The sequence below is a fragment of the Klebsiella sp. WP4-W18-ESBL-05 genome (assembly GCF_014169075.1).
GTDB lineage: Bacteria > Pseudomonadota > Gammaproteobacteria > Enterobacterales > Enterobacteriaceae > Kluyvera > Kluyvera ascorbata_B.
Window position 1 is genome coordinate 4,876,132 of the sequence record NZ_AP022057.1, and the last position, 16,005, is coordinate 4,892,136.

The following is a 16,005-nucleotide window of genomic DNA, read 5'->3' on the forward strand; positions in this document are numbered from 1 at the left end:
CTGCATTTTCATCTTTAATTGATGGGGCTGAAAAGCCCCATTTTTATTGGCTGATTACTAATGACAAATACACCTGTGAGCCGCACCCAGGCCTGGCTGGAAAGCCTGCGCCCTAAAACCTTACCGCTGGCCTGCGCGGCGATTATCGTCGGTACCGCACTCGCCTGGTGGCAGGGCCACTTTGACGCCATCGTCGCCGTACTGGCGCTGATTACCGCCAGCCTGCTGCAAATTCTTTCTAACCTCGCCAACGACTACGGCGATGCGGTCAAAGGCAGCGACAAGCCGGACCGCATCGGGCCACTGCGCGGGATGCAAAAAGGGGTGATTACCCAGGCGCAGATGAAGCGCGCGTTGATCGTCACCGTCGGCCTGATCTGCGTTTCCGGCCTTGCCCTGCTGTTTAGTGCGTCGCAGACTCCCGGCGATTTCATTGGCTTCCTCGTGCTGGGTCTGCTGGCGATTATCGCCGCCATCACCTACACCGTCGGCACGCGTCCGTACGGCTACATTGGCCTCGGCGACGTTTCAGTGCTGATCTTCTTCGGCTGGCTGAGCGTGATTGGCAGCTGGTATTTACAAACGCATAGCCTGAGCAGCGCGATTATCCTGCCGGCCACCGCCTGCGGCCTGCTGGCGACAGCAGTGCTCAATATCAACAACCTGCGCGATATCGACAGCGACCGTGAAAACGGCAAAAACACCCTGGCGGTGCGCTTAGGGCCGGTTAACGCCCGCCGCTACCACGTTTGTCTGCTGATGGGGACGCTGGTTTGCCTGGCGCTGTTTAACCTGCTGTCACTGCACAGTCCGTGGGGCTGGCTGTTTATTCTCAGCACCCCGCTGCTGGTGAAGCAGGCCCGCTACGTGCTGCGCGAACGCTCACCGCAGGCAATGCCACCGATGCTTGAGCGGACGGTCAAAGGCGCGCTGCTGACTAACCTGCTGTTCGTTATCGGTATTGTGCTCAGCAAGACGCTGGCTTAACTGACAAATATCAATTAACAATTGATGATTTTGCCAACAATGCATAGAGCGCGATATACTAAAATCACTCGCAGCAACTGAGCGTTAATCCTATGAAATACGATACTTCCGAGCTTTGCGACATCTACCAGGAAGATGTCAACGTAGTAGAACCCCTGTTCTCTAACTTTGGCGGACGGTTGTCGTTCGGTGGGCAAATCATCACCGTAAAATGTTTCGAGGATAACGGGTTGCTGTACGATCTGCTCGAACAGAACGGCCGTGGCCGCATTCTGCTGGTCGACGGCGGCGGTTCAGTCCGTCGCGCGCTGATCGACGCCGACCTTGCCCGTCTGGCCACGCAAAACGAGTGGGAAGGTATTGTGGTCTACGGCGCGGTGCGCCAGGTTGACGATCTGGAAGAGCTGGACATCGGCATCCAGGCCATTGCAGCCATTCCGGTTGGCGCGGCGGGTGAAGGCATCGGCGAAAGCGACGTACGCGTCAATTTCGGCGGGGTAACCTTCTTCTCCGGCGATCATCTGTATGCTGACAATACCGGTATTATTCTGTCGGAAGATGCGCTGGATATTGAATAACCCCTGCCAACAAAAAAGCCTTCTCAACGAGAAGGCTTTTTTTTTATCCGCTATTTTTACAGCGTCAATTAGTACAGCTGTTTAGCGCATTCCAGCCAGTCACCTTTGAACGGACGCTTCATGTTTTCAATCGCGTCGATGATGTCGTGGTGAACCAGTTTTTCGTTCTGAATACCGACGCAGCGGCCGCCGTAGCCCTGCTGCAGCAGTTCAATCGCGTACGCGCCCATACGGGACGCCAGGATGCGGTCGTAAGGCACCGGGGAACCGCCGCGCTGAATGTGGCCCAGTACGGTGGCGCGGGTTTCACGGCCGGTTTCCGCTTCGATAAAGTGGGCCAGCTCGTCAACGTCGCACATGTGCTCGGTAATAGCCACGATCGCGTGTTTTTTACCTTTAGCGATGCCCGCTTTGATTTCCGCGACCAGATCGTCACGCTTAAATTCGATTTCCGGCACGACGATAAACTCACAGCCGCCAGCAATCGCTGCCGCCAGGGTCAGATCGCCGCAGTAGCGGCCCATGACTTCAACCACGGAAATACGCTGGTGAGAAGAAGAGGTGTCGCGCAGGCGGTCAATCGCTTCTACCACGGTGCTCAGCGCGGTGAAGAAGCCGATGGTGTAGTCGGTGCCTTTGATGTCGTTATCGATGGTGCCCGGCAGACCGATGCACGGGAAGCCCATTTCGGTCAGACGCATGGCGCCCATGTAGGAGCCGTCGCCGCCGATCACAACCAGCGCATCAATACCGCGGTTTTTCAGGTTTTCAATAGCCACGTTACGGACGTTTTCGTCGCGGAATTCCGGGAAACGTGCGGAGCCCAGGAAGGTGCCACCGCGGTTGATCATGTCGGACACGCTGTAACGGTCAAGCGGAACCATACGATCTTCATACAGGCCCAGGTAACCGTCGTAGACGCCCATCACTTCCAGGCCTTCCGTCAACGCTGCGCGCACAACGCCGCGAATGGCGGCGTTCATGCCTGGCGCATCACCGCCACTTGTCAACACACCGATTTTCTTAATCATGACTACCTCTGAACTTAGGAATGCTAATAATTAATTCTTCTGCCCGAAGCGCTCCCGATGTAGGGGGGAGAGAACGACGCTATCTAGAGATAGTATATCAAGCGCTTCTTGCTGAATTGATTCAGGTCAGGCTAACCGGCGGTTATTTATACAAATAATGCCGATTTAGCTCACACTTTGTACAACCACTACGAAAGTTCAAATGCTGCTGCCCTGTGGCACGACAGAGCATGGGTCCTGGTGAATAATCACGTCGGAACCGGGAAAACGCTGCAAAATCGCCTGCTCCACCTGGTCAGCAACATAATGCGCCTGAACCAGCGGCAGGTTATCTTCCATTTCCAGATGGATTTGAATAAAGCGGGTCGGCCCTGACTGCCGCGTACGGAGATCGTGAGCACCGCTCACGCCAGGCCAGGCGGTCACGATGTCGATAATTTCCTGACGTTCCTCATCGGGCAACGCGCGATCCAGCAGCGACTGAACCGCTTCATACCCCATGCGCAACGCGCTATATAGAATATAGATGCCAATTCCTAATGCAAACAGCGCATCGGCACGATGCCAGCCGTACCAGGAAAGACCAAGCGCAATCAGAATGGCGCCGTTCATCATAACATCAGACTGATAGTGGAGCATATCTGCCCGCACGGCCTGACTTTGCGTTCTTCGCACCACCCAGCGCTGAAACGTGACCAGAATCAGGGTGCTAATGAGCGCAATCACCGTCACAATCACGCCAATACCAGGCTGGCTCATGGGTGTCGGCCGCGCCAGATGCTCAATACCGGTCAGGAACAGGAACAACGCAGAACCGGAAATAAACATACTTTGCGCCAGCGCTGCCAGCGATTCCGCTTTGCCGTGACCAAATGTGTGCTCTTCATCGGCCGGCTGCAGCGAATAGCGCACCACCAGCAGGTTAGTCAGCGAAGCGGCGATATCCACCAGCGAGTCCACCAGCGCAGCCAGAATACTCACAGAGCCGGTCAGCCACCATGCAAAAATTTTAATCACCAGTAACAGTGAGGCCATCACCGTTGCCGCAATTGCCGCGCGGCTGACCAATCGGCCATAAGATTGATTCATAAACACTCCTGACTTCAGATCTGCGTAGTATAGCGGAATGTTTAAGCGCCGTGATGTGACAAATTCAGGACAAAAAAAACCCCCTCATCATGAGGGGGAAGACAGGGATGGTGTCTATGGCAAGGAAAAACAGGGTTTGTTACTGGTTGCTACGGGTATTGCTACTAAACAGACTCACATTCGAATCTTGTTGCATCCGTGCAACGTCACGCAGCTGCTCCATTCGCTGCTGGTGATTCTCATTTAAAGCCGCTTGCTGCTCTGGCGTAAGCAGGCGGTACATCTGATTGCGAACCTTTGCCATTTCAACCTGGCGGTTCACCTGCTCCTCGGCCATTTTCTCGGCCTGGGCGCGCACAGCGGCTTCATCAAATTTTTCTGCGGTGACAAGGCGATGCATTGTCTCCATTTCGCTAACATTAACAGGTGGACGATCGTGTCGTGCCCGTTGCATCAGATCGCGCATCTGTTGACGTTGATGTTCGGTTAAACTAATACCGTCGAACATATGGCCCTGGCCGTTTCTCAGCGGGTTATTTTCCGCCGGGTGCCAGTTAACGCTGGTGACGACTTCATCGGCCTGGCTTAGTGCACTGAATGCCAGCGTTGAGGCCATGACGGCAGCGATAACATTGCGCATCACATGCTCCCAAAAACTTTTGTGTCGCGATTCAACGAGAGACAGTTTACGATTCAGGCTGAAAACATGCGTCAGGGGGTGTAAAACAACGTAAAGTCATGGATTAGCTGGCTCTGATGACGTAATTTCTGCCTCGGAGGGATGAAAATATGAATAAAATTTTATTAGTTGATGATGACCGAGAGCTGACTTCCTTACTTAAGGAACTGCTTGATATGGAAGGTTTTAACGTACTGGTTGCCCATGATGGCGAGCAGGCGCTTGCGCTTCTTGATGACAGCATCGACCTACTTTTACTCGACGTGATGATGCCGAAAAAGAACGGTATCGACACGCTGAAAGAATTGCGACAAACACACCAGACTCCCGTCATTATGTTGACCGCCCGCGGAAGCGAGCTGGATCGCGTTCTGGGCCTCGAACTGGGCGCAGATGACTATTTACCTAAGCCGTTTAACGATCGTGAACTGGTCGCTCGTATCCGCGCTATTTTGCGCCGTTCACACTGGAGCGAACAGCAGCAAAGTAGCGACGCCAGTTCGCCGACCGTTGAAGTCGATGCGCTGAGCCTCAACCCGGGTCGCCAGGAAGCCAGTTTTGATGGCCAAACACTGGAGCTGACCGGCACTGAGTTCACCCTGCTTTATCTGCTGGCACAGCACCTCGGCCAGGTTGTCTCGCGCGAACATTTAAGCCAGGAAGTGCTGGGGAAACGCTTAACGCCGTTCGATCGCGCGATCGACATGCATATTTCCAACCTGCGCCGGAAGCTGCCGGAGCGTAAAGACGGTCATCCGTGGTTTAAAACCCTGCGTGGTCGCGGTTACCTGATGGTCTCCGCTTCATGATAGGAAGTTTAACCGCCCGCATCTTCGCCATCTTCTGGTTAACCCTGGCGCTGGTGTTGATGTTGGTTTTGATGTTACCCAAGCTCGATTCGCGCCAGATGACGGAGCTGCTCGACAGCGAGCAGCGCCAGGGCATCATGATTGAGCAGCACGTTGAAGAAGAGCTGGCCAACGATCCCCCCAACGATTTGATGTGGTGGCGTCGGCTGTTCCGCGCAATTGATAAATGGGCACCGCCGGGCCAGCGTTTGCTGCTGGTGACCAGCGAAGGCCGAGTGATTGGCGCAGAACGTAACGAAATGCAGATTATCCGTAACTTCATCGGGCAGTCGGACAACGCCGACCATCCGCAGAAGAAAAAATACGGTCGCGTTGAGTTAGTCGGGCCATTTTCGATTCGTGACGGTGAGGATAACTATCAGTTATACCTGATCCGTCCGGCCAGCAGCTCGCAGTCTGATTTTATCAACCTGCTGTTCGACCGGCCGCTGCTGCTGCTTATCGTCACCATGCTGGTCAGCGCGCCGCTGCTGCTGTGGCTGGCGTGGAGCCTGGCAAAACCGGCGCGTAAGCTAAAAAATGCTGCGGATGAAGTCGCCCAGGGCAACCTGCGACAGCATCCTGAGCTGGAGTCGGGGCCGCAAGAGTTTCTGGCGGCGGGCGCCAGCTTTAACCAGATGGTAATGGCGCTGGAGCGGATGATGACGTCCCAGCAGCGTTTGCTTTCCGATATCTCCCACGAGTTGCGTACGCCGTTAACGCGCCTGCAGCTGGGCACCGCGCTGCTGCGTCGCCGTAGCGGCGAAAGCAAGGAGCTGGAGCGTATCGAAACGGAAGCACAGCGTCTGGATAGCATGATTAACGACATGTTAGTTATGTCGCGCAATCAGCAGAAAAGCGCGCTGGTCAGCGAAACGCTGAAGGCGAATCAGCTGTGGGGCGAGGTGCTGGACAACGCCGCATTTGAAGCCGAGCAAATGGGCAAATCATTTAGCGTCGATTACCCGCCGGGCCCGTGGCCGCTGTACGGCAACCCAAATGCGCTGGAGAGCGCGCTGGAGAACATCGTTCGTAACGCGCTGCGCTACTCGCACACCAAAATTGCCGTCAGCTTCTCGGTTGATAAAGACGGCGTCACCGTTCACGTGGACGATGACGGCCCGGGCGTTAGCCCGGAAGACCGTGAGCAGATTTTCCGCCCGTTCTACCGTACCGATGAAGCACGTGACCGCGAATCCGGCGGCACGGGACTGGGGCTGGCGATTGTGGAAAGCGCTATGCAGCAGCACCGAGGCTGGGTTAAGGCTGATGACAGCCCGCTCGGCGGATTACGCCTGACGCTGTGGCTCCCGCTCTACAAGCGAACGTAAAAGACAATCGGCCTGCTTATGCAGGCCGATTTTTTTGTAAGCTGAAAGAGGCGAAGCCGTCATCGGACAATGTGCACCTGACGGCCCGATGGCGCTAGGCTTATTCGGCCTTCCCCCACAATCTTCTGCGGTTATCTTCAATTTTGCCGCTCAGCCGACGTTTTTGCATCGTTCTGCTCCAGCTTGCCGACAGCCCGGCGGCGCTCAGCAGGCGGTGATACTGGTCGTCATCAAACGGCATATGCCAGGCAATAGCGGCGGCTTCATACACCGAAATATCGCTTAACCGCGATACCAGCTCCAGCGGCGCATCGCTGGAGACTTTGCCTGGTGCGATGACCCGATACAGCCACCCCACCTGACCGCTGTTCTGCATCAGGGAAGCCATGTCGCTAATCGCAAAGTGGAAATTAAGTTTGAAGCACGGCGAGCGCGGCTGAGTGACCTGAATTAACGTCTCGCCCCAGCGGTAAATATCACCGATAAACACGTTGTGCTCGGTCATTCCTTCCGTCGACAGGTTTTCACCAAATGCAGGGGGGCAAAACAGAGCGGCCTGTTCAGGAAATTCACGAATCAGCGTTTCGTAATGTTCGCGGGGGTACTGGCACAGCGCGCGATCGGGCCCACCGTGGATTTTTTTCTCGGCCTGTTCATCGCCGAGCAGTCCCCGCTCGGTCAGCTCCAGCTCACCGTCAATCTGTACTTTGGCAATCGCGCTGGGACGGCTGCCGTCATAATCACGGATTTTGCCAATAAACACGTCAACCGGATAATGCATCTGCTGCTCCTTAGGCGGATACAAAAAAAGCGAGTCATCAGACTCGCTTCTCAGGACGTGCAATGCAAATTATTTTTTAGCGGCGAAACGCGCTGCTGCTTCGTCCCAGTTCACCACGTTCCAGAACTCTTTGATGTAGTCCGGGCGGCGGTTCTGGAATTTCAGGTAGTAAGCGTGTTCCCACACGTCCAGACCCACGATAGGGAAGCCGGAAGCGCCAGAAACGGCTTCACCCATCAGCGGGGAATCCTGGTTAGCGGTAGAAACCACGGCCAGTTTGTCGCCTTTCAGCACCAGCCACGCCCAGCCGGAGCCGAAACGGGTCGCTGCTGCTTTTTCAAATTCAGCTTTGAAGTTGTCAACGGAACCGAAATCGCGCTCGATAGCCGCTTTCAGATCACCCTGCAGGGTGGTGCCTTTTTTCAGGCCTTTCCAGAAGAAGCTGTGGTTCGCGTGGCCGCCAGCGTTGTTACGCAGAACGGTTTTCTTGTCGGCCGGCAGCTGATCCAGTTTGGTGATCAGCTCTTCTGCAGACAGAGAAGCGAACTCCGGCAGGCTTTCCAGCGCTGCATTAGCGTTGTTCACGTAGGCCTGGTGGTGCTTGCTGTGATGGATTTCCATCGTCTGTTTGTCGAAGTGCGGTTCCAGGGCATCGTACGCATAAGGCAGTGATGGCAGGGTATAGCTCATAATCATCTCCATTATTGTCGGGCGGCAAACCTGTAAACGCCGCGTAATCAGTTGGTTCATTATAGTTAATTAAATGATATTGAAAATGATTATCAATGCCGTAGTTTTTATATGGATATAACGAATTGTTATGTTCCTGATATTCTGTGTGCTTTCGGTTAATCATCTTGATGAATTCTGAAAATTTCACACTTTGACCTCGCCCAATACAACTACGTCGTTATTGCCACCTGAAGCCAGACGCTGGCAATAACCACAAGGTCTTTCACGTTTTTAACAGGTAATTTCGCCCCGGAACTATCAAACGTTGAGGGCAATATGAAATTACTACGGACAGTCAAAATACTTCTGTTGTGCTGCCTTTCGCTGTCTGGATTTTCGCATGCCGGGACGGTACTCCGCCTCGCTTATGCCGAGAACAGCCAGCCGGTGAAAGATGCGCTGCGATTCCTGGGTGACCAGATCGAGGAGAAAACGCACGGCGATATCAAGGTGATGTATTTCCCGGACGGCCAGTTGGGAGGTGAGCGCGAGCTGGTTGAGCTGACCCAGGTCGGCGTCGTGGACATCACCAAAGTCTCATCCGGACTGATGGAAAGCTTCTCGCCAATGTACGGCGTGTTCTCCCTTCCCTATCTCTTCGCCGACCGCGATGAATACTACAAAGTGATGGATAACCCGGACGTTATGACGCCGGTTTATCAATCAACCCAGGCACAGGGCTTTATCGGTATAGGCTGGTACGACTCGGGGGCCCGTAACTTCTACATGAGTAAAGCGCCGGTACGCAGCATTGACGATCTGAAAGGCAAAAAAATCCGCGTCATGCAGAGCGACACCGCCATCCGTACGCTGAAACTGCTGGGCGCATCGCCTATTGCCATGGGCCAGGCCGAAGTCTATACCTCGCTGCAACAAGGCATTCTGGACGGCGCTGAAAACAACGAATTTGCCCTGACCATCGCACGTCACGGTGAAGTTGCCCGTTTTTACACCTACGACATGCATACCCGCATTCCCGACATTCTGCTGATGAGTTCGCTCACGCTGGAAAAACTCACCGCCGAACAGCAGCGCATCGTCAATGAAGCGATAAAAGCCTCCATTGAATTTGAGAAAGCCGCCTGGGACGCTGAAATCGAAAAAACCAAACAGCAGGCCGTGAAGGACTTCAACGTTGAGTTTTTTGAAATTGATATCAAACCCTTCCAACAGGCCGTGCAGCCCATCTACGCCGATCTGAAAAGCCGACCGGTGCTGGATAATCTCTATCAGAAAATCCAGGCCGCGAAACACTGATACCTAAGGACTCAAAATGGAAATAATCAGAAAAGGACTCGATCGGCTACTGGAAGCCGTCTGCTGCCTGGTGCTGGCAATGATGGTTGCCGTTTCATGCTGGCAGGTCATTAGCCGCTATATCGTTGGCCAACCAAGCACCATTACCGAGGAACTGCTGCGCTTCTCTTTAGTGTGGATCTCGATGCTGGGCATGGCCTACGTTGCCGGTAAACAGCAGCATATCAGCCTGACCATTCTGGTCGATAAGGTCTCCGCGCAGGTGCGTCACGGATGGATGATCGTTCTGCAGCTGACCTTTATGGCGTTTTCTACGTGGATTTTAATCATCGGCGGCCTGAAAATTTCCGCCATCTCCATGCTGCAAATCTCACCTGCACTGGGCATTCCCATGGGCCAGGTTTACTACGCGCTGCCGATTGCCGGCGTGCTGATCATTATCTATAGCGTGCTGAACATCATTGATTCCCTGCGCGCTATGGCGCAACCGTCCCCGCAGCACGTGGAGAAATAACATGATAGATCCGATTACCGCTTCGCTAACGCTGATCGGCGTTTTTGTGGTCCTGCTGGCGATGGGTGCGCCGATTGGGATTTGTATCGTCATCGCCTCATGCAGCACGATGATGCTGGTGCTGCCTTTCGATATTTCGATGTTCGCGACCGCGCAGAAAATGTTCTCCAGCCTGGACAGCTTTGCGCTGTTAGCGGTGCCTTTCTTCGTGCTTTCCGGGGTCATCATGAACAGCGGCGGCATTGCCGCACGATTGGTTAACTTCGCCAAACTGTTTACCGGCCGCCTGCCGGGCTCGCTGTCTTACACCAACATCGTCGGCAACATGATGTTCGGCGCCATTTCCGGTTCCGCCATCGCCGCCTCCACGTCTATCGGCGGCGTACTCGTGCCGATGAGCGCCAAAGAGGGCTATAACCGTAGTTTTGCCGCAGCGGTCAATATCGCTTCAGCGCCAACCGGTATGCTGATACCGCCAACCACCGCCTTCATTCTGTATGCCTTAGCCAGCGGCGGTACCTCCATTGCGGCGCTGTTTGCCGGCGGCATGGTCGCTGGCGTGCTGTGGGGAATTGGCTGTATGGTGGTGACCTGGGTTGTGGCTAAACGTCATAACTACCGCGTCTTTTTCACCCTGCAAAAAGGCATGGCGCTTAAGGTCACGCTGGAGGCCATACCTAGCCTGCTGCTGATTGTCATCATCGTCGGCGGTATCGTGAAGGGGATTTTTACAGCCATCGAGGCCTCCGCGATAGCGGTGGTTTATACCCTGTTTCTGACTCTGATTTGCTATAAGACATTGAAGCTCAGAGATATGCCGTCGGTGTTCATTCAAACCGTCGTCATGACCGGGGTGATTATGTTCCTGCTGGCGACCTCATCAGCGATGTCTTTCTCGATGTCGATCACCAATATTCCGACCGCGCTAAGCGAGATGATTCTCGGCATTTCAGAAAGCAAGGCAATGATTTTACTGGTCATTACCGTCTTCTTGCTGATCATCGGTGCGTTTATGGATATCGGCCCCGCCATTCTGATTTTCACCCCGATTCTGCTACCGATCATGACCAAACTGGGCGTTGATCCGGTGCACTTTGGCATCATCATGATCTACAACCTGGCCATTGGCACCATCACGCCGCCGGTGGGTAGCGGCCTGTACGTCGGGGCTAGCGTAGGTAAAGTGAAGGTGGAAGAGGTGCTGAAGCCGCTGATGCCGTTCTATATCGCGATAATCAGCGTACTGCTGCTGATAACCTATCTGCCGGAGCTGACGCTGTTCCTGCCGCGTCTGTTGGGCGTGATGTAAGACAACCCTCCCGACCGTGCAGTACGCGGCCGGGAGATAGCGTTACGCGGCTACCCGACTCCGCTGCCGCCACTGGCCGGGCGTCATACCAATCTCACGGTTGAACACCACCGAGAAATAGTTACTGTCCTCAAACCCACACTGCATCGCCACTTCGCCAATCAGCAGTTCGGTATGCTGCAACAGATACTGCGCGTGGCAAATGCGCAGCTGACGCAGGTAATGATTGACGGTCATCCCGGTCTGGTTGCGGAACTGCTGGCGCAGCGCGCGCTCGCTGCACGCCTGCTGCTCGCAGAAGGCATCCAGCGCGAATGGGCGATTAAGGCTGCCCGCCAGCGCGGTCAGCAGCTTGTCGAGCAGCGCTTCACTTTGCGTGGCCGCCAGATTGTCGGTGGCGTAGCGATAACGCTTCAGGCAAACCACCAGCTGCGCAAATAGCAGCTCAGACATCTGATTCGCCAGCGCATCATCTTTACGGCTTTCGTGTTCCAGTTGGGTCATGATCTGCCGCGCCTGCGTCATGCCGGTACTGCCAATGCGCCAGTGCGGCGCCCAGTGCGTACCGTGCAGGCCGGGGATGTGGGCAACCCAATCCAGGTTCAGCTTCAGGCGCTCTGGGCAATAAATAATGTTTTGTAAAACCAGATCGTTAACTGAGGCGTAGGAGTGTTTATCCTCGGCGCGGATATAGAAAAGATCGCCGCGGGTGATCCGATAAGGGCGATCGTTGAGGATATGCAGACCATTGCCGCGCCAGACCAGAACCAGCTCGCAAAATTCGTGCGTATGCTCGGCAAACACGTTCTGCGGATAACGATCCGCCACCGCCACGGCCTGCGTCGGGCTGGCAAAAAAATCGGCTTTTCGGAGAATGAGCTGGCCTGACACGCTAATACCTCAACGACTAACAACCGCTTATTATTCGTCGTTTTGCGGCAAAAAACGGTGACTGCCTTCGCGTTACTGAAGCATCGTATCCCGCCCCTGGCGGATATCGCGCGGCGACCAGTTGAACTCCCGGCGAAACAGCGTGGAGAAATGGTTGCTGTCGCCAAAACCGCAGTGATAGGCAATATCGGTCACGCTTTCATCGCTATGGCGCAGCATATGCCGGGCTTTAATCAGACGCAGACGGTTCAGGTAACGCTGTGGCGTCAGGCCAGTGCAGTGTTTCAGCTGGCGGTGCAGCGTACGCAGCGACAGTGAGAATTGCTCCGCCAGCCCTTCCCAGCACACATCGTCCGCATAGTGCTCCTCCAGCCACGCCATCAGCTGATTCAGACGGGCATCGTTATTCACGCCCCCCTGCACCTGGCTACCTTTACGCAGCAATACCAGCAGCTGCATAAACAGAATTTCACGATTCGCCAGCGACATCATATCGGTGCTGTCGCTGACCGCTTCCATCTGGCCGACAATCGCCCGCACCTGCTGTAGCGTGCTCTGGTTAACCCGCCAGTGCGACGGATAGTGGCCGTCTTGTTCCTGCGGCAGCAGTTTGTGAAGACCTGACAAGAACTGGAAAGCATCCGGCGCGCGGTACAGCACGTTGGTCAGACACAGATTGTCGGTATGCTCATACAGATGACGATCGAAGTCGCGGACGAAGCAAACGGTGCCTCCGCAAATAGTATGCGGCTGACCATTAAACACATGAATACCCGAGCCGTGCTCTACGATAACAATCTCATTAAAATCATGATGATGCTCAGGAAATGCAGCCTGAGGAAGCCGGGGTTCGATCGCAACGGGTAACTGACCGGAAGAGAAGAAATCCACGCTGTGTAGTACGGTCATAACGACTCCCGCCAAATGAGAAATGTTATCAGGATAGTAATATCCGCTGAGACATCTGACCTTGACGTTTTGACAGCAAAGCGCGCAAACCCGGTCGTTTTTTCAAGAAACAGCCGGAAAGATCGGGAAATGCGGTCACCATCACACCCCTCGCTAACGCGCAGTATCGCAGGAAACTGTGAACTCTCTCACGTTCATCTTTGCTTTCTTGCCAGCGCCCAATTTCGCCTGTCAGTAACGAGAAGGTAGTGACAATGGGCTTTTTTTAGACTGAGCGGCAATGACTCTCAAAAGGACTCTTGCCATGACTTTTCGCCATTGTGTGGCCGTCGATTTAGGCGCCTCAAGCGGACGCGTAATGCTGGCGCGCTACGACGCCCGGCAGCGTTCGCTTTCACTGCGCGAAATCCACCGCTTCACCAACAGCCTGCACCAGCAGGACGGGTTTGATACCTGGGATATCGACGGTCTGGAAGCCGACATTCGTACCGGTCTTAATAAGGTATGTGAGGAAGGCATCCGCATCGACAGCATCGGCATCGATACCTGGGGCGTTGACTACGTCCTGATCGATAACCTTGGCCAGCGGGTTGGCCTGCCGGTCGCCTACCGCGACAAGCGTACCGACGGCATCATGGCCATGGCGATGGAACAGCTGGGCAAAGGCGATATTTACCGCCGCAGCGGTATCCAGTTTCTGCCGTTCAATACCCTCTATCAGCTGCGGGCGCTGGTTGAACAGCAGCCGGAGCTGGTATCACAGGCCGCACACGCGCTGCTGATACCGGATTATTTCAGCTATCGCCTGACCGGCAACATGAACTGGGAATACACCAACGCCACCACCACTCAGTTGGTCAACATCAACAGCGATAGCTGGGATGAAGACCTGCTCAACTGGACCGGTGCACCCGCATCCTGGTTTGGTACCCCCACGCATCCAGGTAACGTCATTGGCCACTGGATCTGCCCACAAGGCAATGCCATTCCTGTCGTTGCGGTTGCCAGCCACGATACCGCCAGCGCGGTTATCGCTTCGCCGTTGGTCAGTGATGACGCCGCCTATCTCTCCTCCGGCACCTGGTCGCTGATGGGGTTCGAGAGCAAAACGCCCTACACCAGCGAGCGGGCGCAGCGCGCCAATATCACCAACGAAGGCGGTGCCGAAGGGCGCTACCGCGTGCTGAAAAACATCATGGGCCTATGGCTGCTGCAGCGGGTGCTGAAAGAGCAAAACGTCAGCGATCTGACGGCGCTGATTGCCGACACCGCAAAACTGCCCGCCTGCCGCTGGCTGATTAACCCGAATGACGATCGCTTTATCAACCCTCAGAACATGAGCGCGGCGATCCAGGCCGCCTGCCGTGAGGCGGGACAGCCGGTTCCCGTTACCGCCGCCGAGCTGGCCCGCTGCATCTTCGACAGCCTGGCACTGCTGTATGCCGACGTGCTCAATGAACTGGCGCAGCTGCGCGGTAGACCGTTCCGCCAGCTGCACATCGTAGGCGGCGGCTGCCAGAACCAGCTGCTGAACCAGCTGTGCGCCGACGCCTGCGGTATCACCGTTGTGGCTGGCCCGATTGAGGCCTCGACGCTTGGCAATATCGGCATCCAATTAATGACGCTGGACGAACTCGCCAACGTTGACGATTTCCGCAAGGTGGTGAGCCACAACTACGGCCTCACTACGTTCACCCCACATCCTGACCATGAAATTGCCCGCTACGTTGCGCAGTTTCAGCAACAACGACAGACAAAGGAGCTTTGCGCATGACCACTCAACTTGACCAGGCCTGGGAACTCGCGAAACAGCGCTACGCCGCCGTCGGTATCGACGTCGAAGAGGCCTTGCGCCAGCTGGATCGCCTACCGGTATCCATGCACTGCTGGCAGGGCGACGATGTCGCTGGTTTTGAAAACCCAGAAGGCAATTTAACGGGTGGGATTCAGGCAACCGGCAATTATCCGGGGAAAGCGCGTAACGCCAGCGAACTGCGTGCCGATCTGGAGCAGGCGTTGAGCCTGATACCAGGACCAAAGCGCCTGAACCTGCACGCTATTTATCTGGAGTCTGATACCCCAGTTGCGCGTGACGAGATTAAGCCAGAACACTTCAAAAACTGGGTTGAGTGGGCAAAAAAACATCATCTTGGCCTCGATTTTAACCCATCCTGCTTCTCGCATCCGCTGAGCGCTGACGGCTTCACGCTGTCGCACGCCGACCCGAAAATCCGCCAGTTCTGGATCGACCATTGCAAAGCCAGCCGTCGCATTTCCGCCTATTTCGGTGAGCAGTTGGGCACGCCGTCGGTCATGAACATCTGGATCCCTGACGGGATGAAAGATGTGACCGTTGACCGCCTGGCACCGCGCCAACGTCTGGCCGCCGCGCTGGATGAAGTCATCAGCGAGAAGCTCGATCCGGCACACCATATTGACGCCGTTGAAAGCAAGCTGTTCGGCATTGGCGCAGAAAGCTACACCGTCGGCTCCAACGAGTTCTATATGGGCTATGCCACCAGCCGTCAGACCGCGCTATGCCTTGACGCCGGCCACTTCCACCCAACGGAAGTGATCTCCGACAAAATTTCCGCCGCCATGCTGTACGTGCCGCGTTTGCTGCTGCACGTGAGCCGTCCGGTACGTTGGGACAGCGACCACGTGGTGCTGCTGGATGACGAAACGCAGGCTATCGCCAGCGAAATCATCCGTCATGACCTCTTCGACCGCGTACATATCGGCCTCGATTTCTTCGACGCCTCCATCAACCGCATCGCCGCGTGGGTTATTGGTACCCGCAACATGAAGAAAGCCCTGCTGCGCGCGCTGCTGGAGCCAACCGCCGAGCTGCGCCAGCTGGAAGCATCCGGCGACTACACCGCCCGTCTGGCGCTGCTGGAAGAGCAGAAGTGCCTGCCGTGGCAGGCGGTGTGGGAAATGTACTGCCAGCGTAACGATACGCCAGCGGGCAGCCAGTGGCTGGAGAGCGTGCGCAGCTACGAGAAAGAGATTTTGAATCAGCGTAAATAATCGAATGCGATTGCCGGGTGGCGGCGTTGCCTTATCCGG

16 protein-coding genes are annotated in these 16,005 nt (G+C 55.4%); 9 read left to right on the forward strand and 7 right to left on the reverse strand.

Annotated elements, in window-relative coordinates; genetic code table 11:
• The first annotated feature begins 60 nt into the window (after nt 1-60).
• Both menA and rraA read left to right on the forward strand, forming a co-directional pair.
• Nucleotides 61-987, forward strand: coding sequence for a 1,4-dihydroxy-2-naphthoate polyprenyltransferase (menA, locus tag H7R58_RS23200; RefSeq protein WP_106929353.1), 927 nt, complete (start codon nt 61-63; stop codon nt 985-987).
• A gap of 92 nt (nt 988-1,079) precedes the next feature.
• Nucleotides 1,080-1,565, forward strand: a complete 486-nt coding sequence (gene rraA, locus H7R58_RS23205) for a ribonuclease E activity regulator RraA (protein ID WP_035892355.1) — start codon at nt 1,080-1,082, stop codon at nt 1,563-1,565.
• Between the two features lie 68 nt (nt 1,566-1,633).
• Here rraA and pfkA read toward each other — a convergent pair whose 3' ends face one another.
• The 3 genes from pfkA to cpxP all read right to left on the reverse strand — a co-directional run bounded on the left by pfkA (nt 1,634) and on the right by cpxP (nt 4,325).
• Nucleotides 1,634-2,596 carry a 6-phosphofructokinase gene (gene pfkA / locus H7R58_RS23210; RefSeq protein ID WP_106929346.1) on the reverse strand — a complete coding sequence of 321 codons (963 nt, stop codon included), beginning with the start codon at nt 2,594-2,596 and terminating at the stop codon, nt 1,634-1,636.
• Between the two features lie 198 nt (nt 2,597-2,794).
• Nucleotides 2,795-3,685: a CDF family cation-efflux transporter FieF gene (gene fieF, locus H7R58_RS23215; RefSeq protein ID WP_106929344.1), complete on the reverse strand. Its 891-nt coding sequence runs from the start codon at nt 3,683-3,685 to the stop codon at nt 2,795-2,797.
• 139 nt (nt 3,686-3,824) lie between these two features.
• Entirely contained in the window at nt 3,825-4,325 is a 501-nt protein-coding gene (gene cpxP / locus H7R58_RS23220) for a cell-envelope stress modulator CpxP (protein ID WP_182929726.1), read from the reverse strand.
• A 149-nt stretch (nt 4,326-4,474) separates the two neighbouring features.
• Between cpxP and cpxR the strand changes: the two genes are divergently transcribed.
• Both cpxR and cpxA read left to right on the forward strand, forming a co-directional pair.
• The gene (gene cpxR, locus H7R58_RS23225) at nt 4,475-5,173 is read left to right on the forward strand and encodes an envelope stress response regulator transcription factor CpxR (protein WP_064540403.1); all 699 of its coding nucleotides are present in this window, start codon (nt 4,475-4,477) and stop codon (nt 5,171-5,173) included.
• Nucleotides 5,170-6,543, forward strand: coding sequence for an envelope stress sensor histidine kinase CpxA (gene cpxA, locus H7R58_RS23230; RefSeq protein ID WP_106929339.1), 1,374 nt, complete (start codon nt 5,170-5,172; stop codon nt 6,541-6,543). The genes cpxR and cpxA overlap by 4 nt, the downstream gene beginning before the upstream one ends.
• A 100-nt stretch (nt 6,544-6,643) precedes the next feature.
• Here cpxA and yiiM read toward each other — a convergent pair whose 3' ends face one another.
• Both yiiM and sodA read right to left on the reverse strand, forming a co-directional pair.
• Nucleotides 6,644-7,387 (reverse strand): 6-hydroxyaminopurine reductase, encoded by a 744-nt coding sequence (gene yiiM, locus H7R58_RS23235; protein ID WP_106929337.1) that lies wholly within the window; start codon nt 7,385-7,387, stop codon nt 6,644-6,646.
• A 6-nt stretch (nt 7,388-7,393) separates the two neighbouring features.
• A complete protein-coding gene (gene sodA / locus H7R58_RS23240; RefSeq protein WP_106929335.1) occupies nt 7,394-8,014 on the reverse strand; it encodes a superoxide dismutase [Mn] in 621 nt (206 codons plus the stop codon).
• 318 nt (nt 8,015-8,332) lie between these two features.
• Between sodA and H7R58_RS23245 the strand changes: the two genes are divergently transcribed.
• The 3 genes from H7R58_RS23245 to H7R58_RS23255 are packed head-to-tail and all read left to right on the forward strand — an operon-like array spanning nt 8,333 to nt 11,136.
• Complete coding sequence (locus H7R58_RS23245) at nt 8,333-9,313, forward strand: TRAP transporter substrate-binding protein (RefSeq protein ID WP_182929727.1); 981 nt, start codon at nt 8,333-8,335, stop codon at nt 9,311-9,313.
• Nucleotides 9,314-9,329: 16 nt separating this feature from the next.
• Nucleotides 9,330-9,827, forward strand: coding sequence for a TRAP transporter small permease (locus tag H7R58_RS23250; RefSeq protein WP_106929331.1), 498 nt, complete (start codon nt 9,330-9,332; stop codon nt 9,825-9,827).
• Nucleotide 9,828: 1 nt separating this feature from the next.
• Nucleotides 9,829-11,136 carry a TRAP transporter large permease gene (locus H7R58_RS23255; RefSeq protein WP_106929329.1) on the forward strand — a complete coding sequence of 436 codons (1,308 nt, stop codon included), beginning with the start codon at nt 9,829-9,831 and terminating at the stop codon, nt 11,134-11,136.
• Between the two features lie 42 nt (nt 11,137-11,178).
• On the opposite strand, the gene rhaR is transcribed toward H7R58_RS23255, so the two are convergent.
• Together rhaR and rhaS are read right to left on the reverse strand one after the other, a co-directional pair.
• Nucleotides 11,179-12,027: an HTH-type transcriptional activator RhaR gene (gene rhaR / locus H7R58_RS23260; RefSeq protein ID WP_106929328.1), complete on the reverse strand. Its 849-nt coding sequence runs from the start codon at nt 12,025-12,027 to the stop codon at nt 11,179-11,181.
• Nucleotides 12,028-12,099: 72 nt separating this feature from the next.
• Entirely contained in the window at nt 12,100-12,936 is an 837-nt protein-coding gene (gene rhaS / locus H7R58_RS23265; protein ID WP_106929326.1) for an HTH-type transcriptional activator RhaS, read from the reverse strand.
• Nucleotides 12,937-13,240: 304 nt separating this feature from the next.
• Here rhaS and rhaB point away from each other — a divergent pair, with 304 nt between their 5' ends.
• Nucleotides 13,241-14,710 carry a rhamnulokinase gene (rhaB, locus tag H7R58_RS23270; protein WP_106929323.1) on the forward strand — a complete coding sequence of 490 codons (1,470 nt, stop codon included), beginning with the start codon at nt 13,241-13,243 and terminating at the stop codon, nt 14,708-14,710.
• Nucleotides 14,707-15,966, forward strand: coding sequence for an L-rhamnose isomerase (gene rhaA / locus H7R58_RS23275; protein ID WP_182929729.1), 1,260 nt, complete (start codon nt 14,707-14,709; stop codon nt 15,964-15,966). The genes rhaB and rhaA overlap by 4 nt, the downstream gene beginning before the upstream one ends.
• Nucleotides 15,967-16,005: the final 39 nt, after the last annotated feature.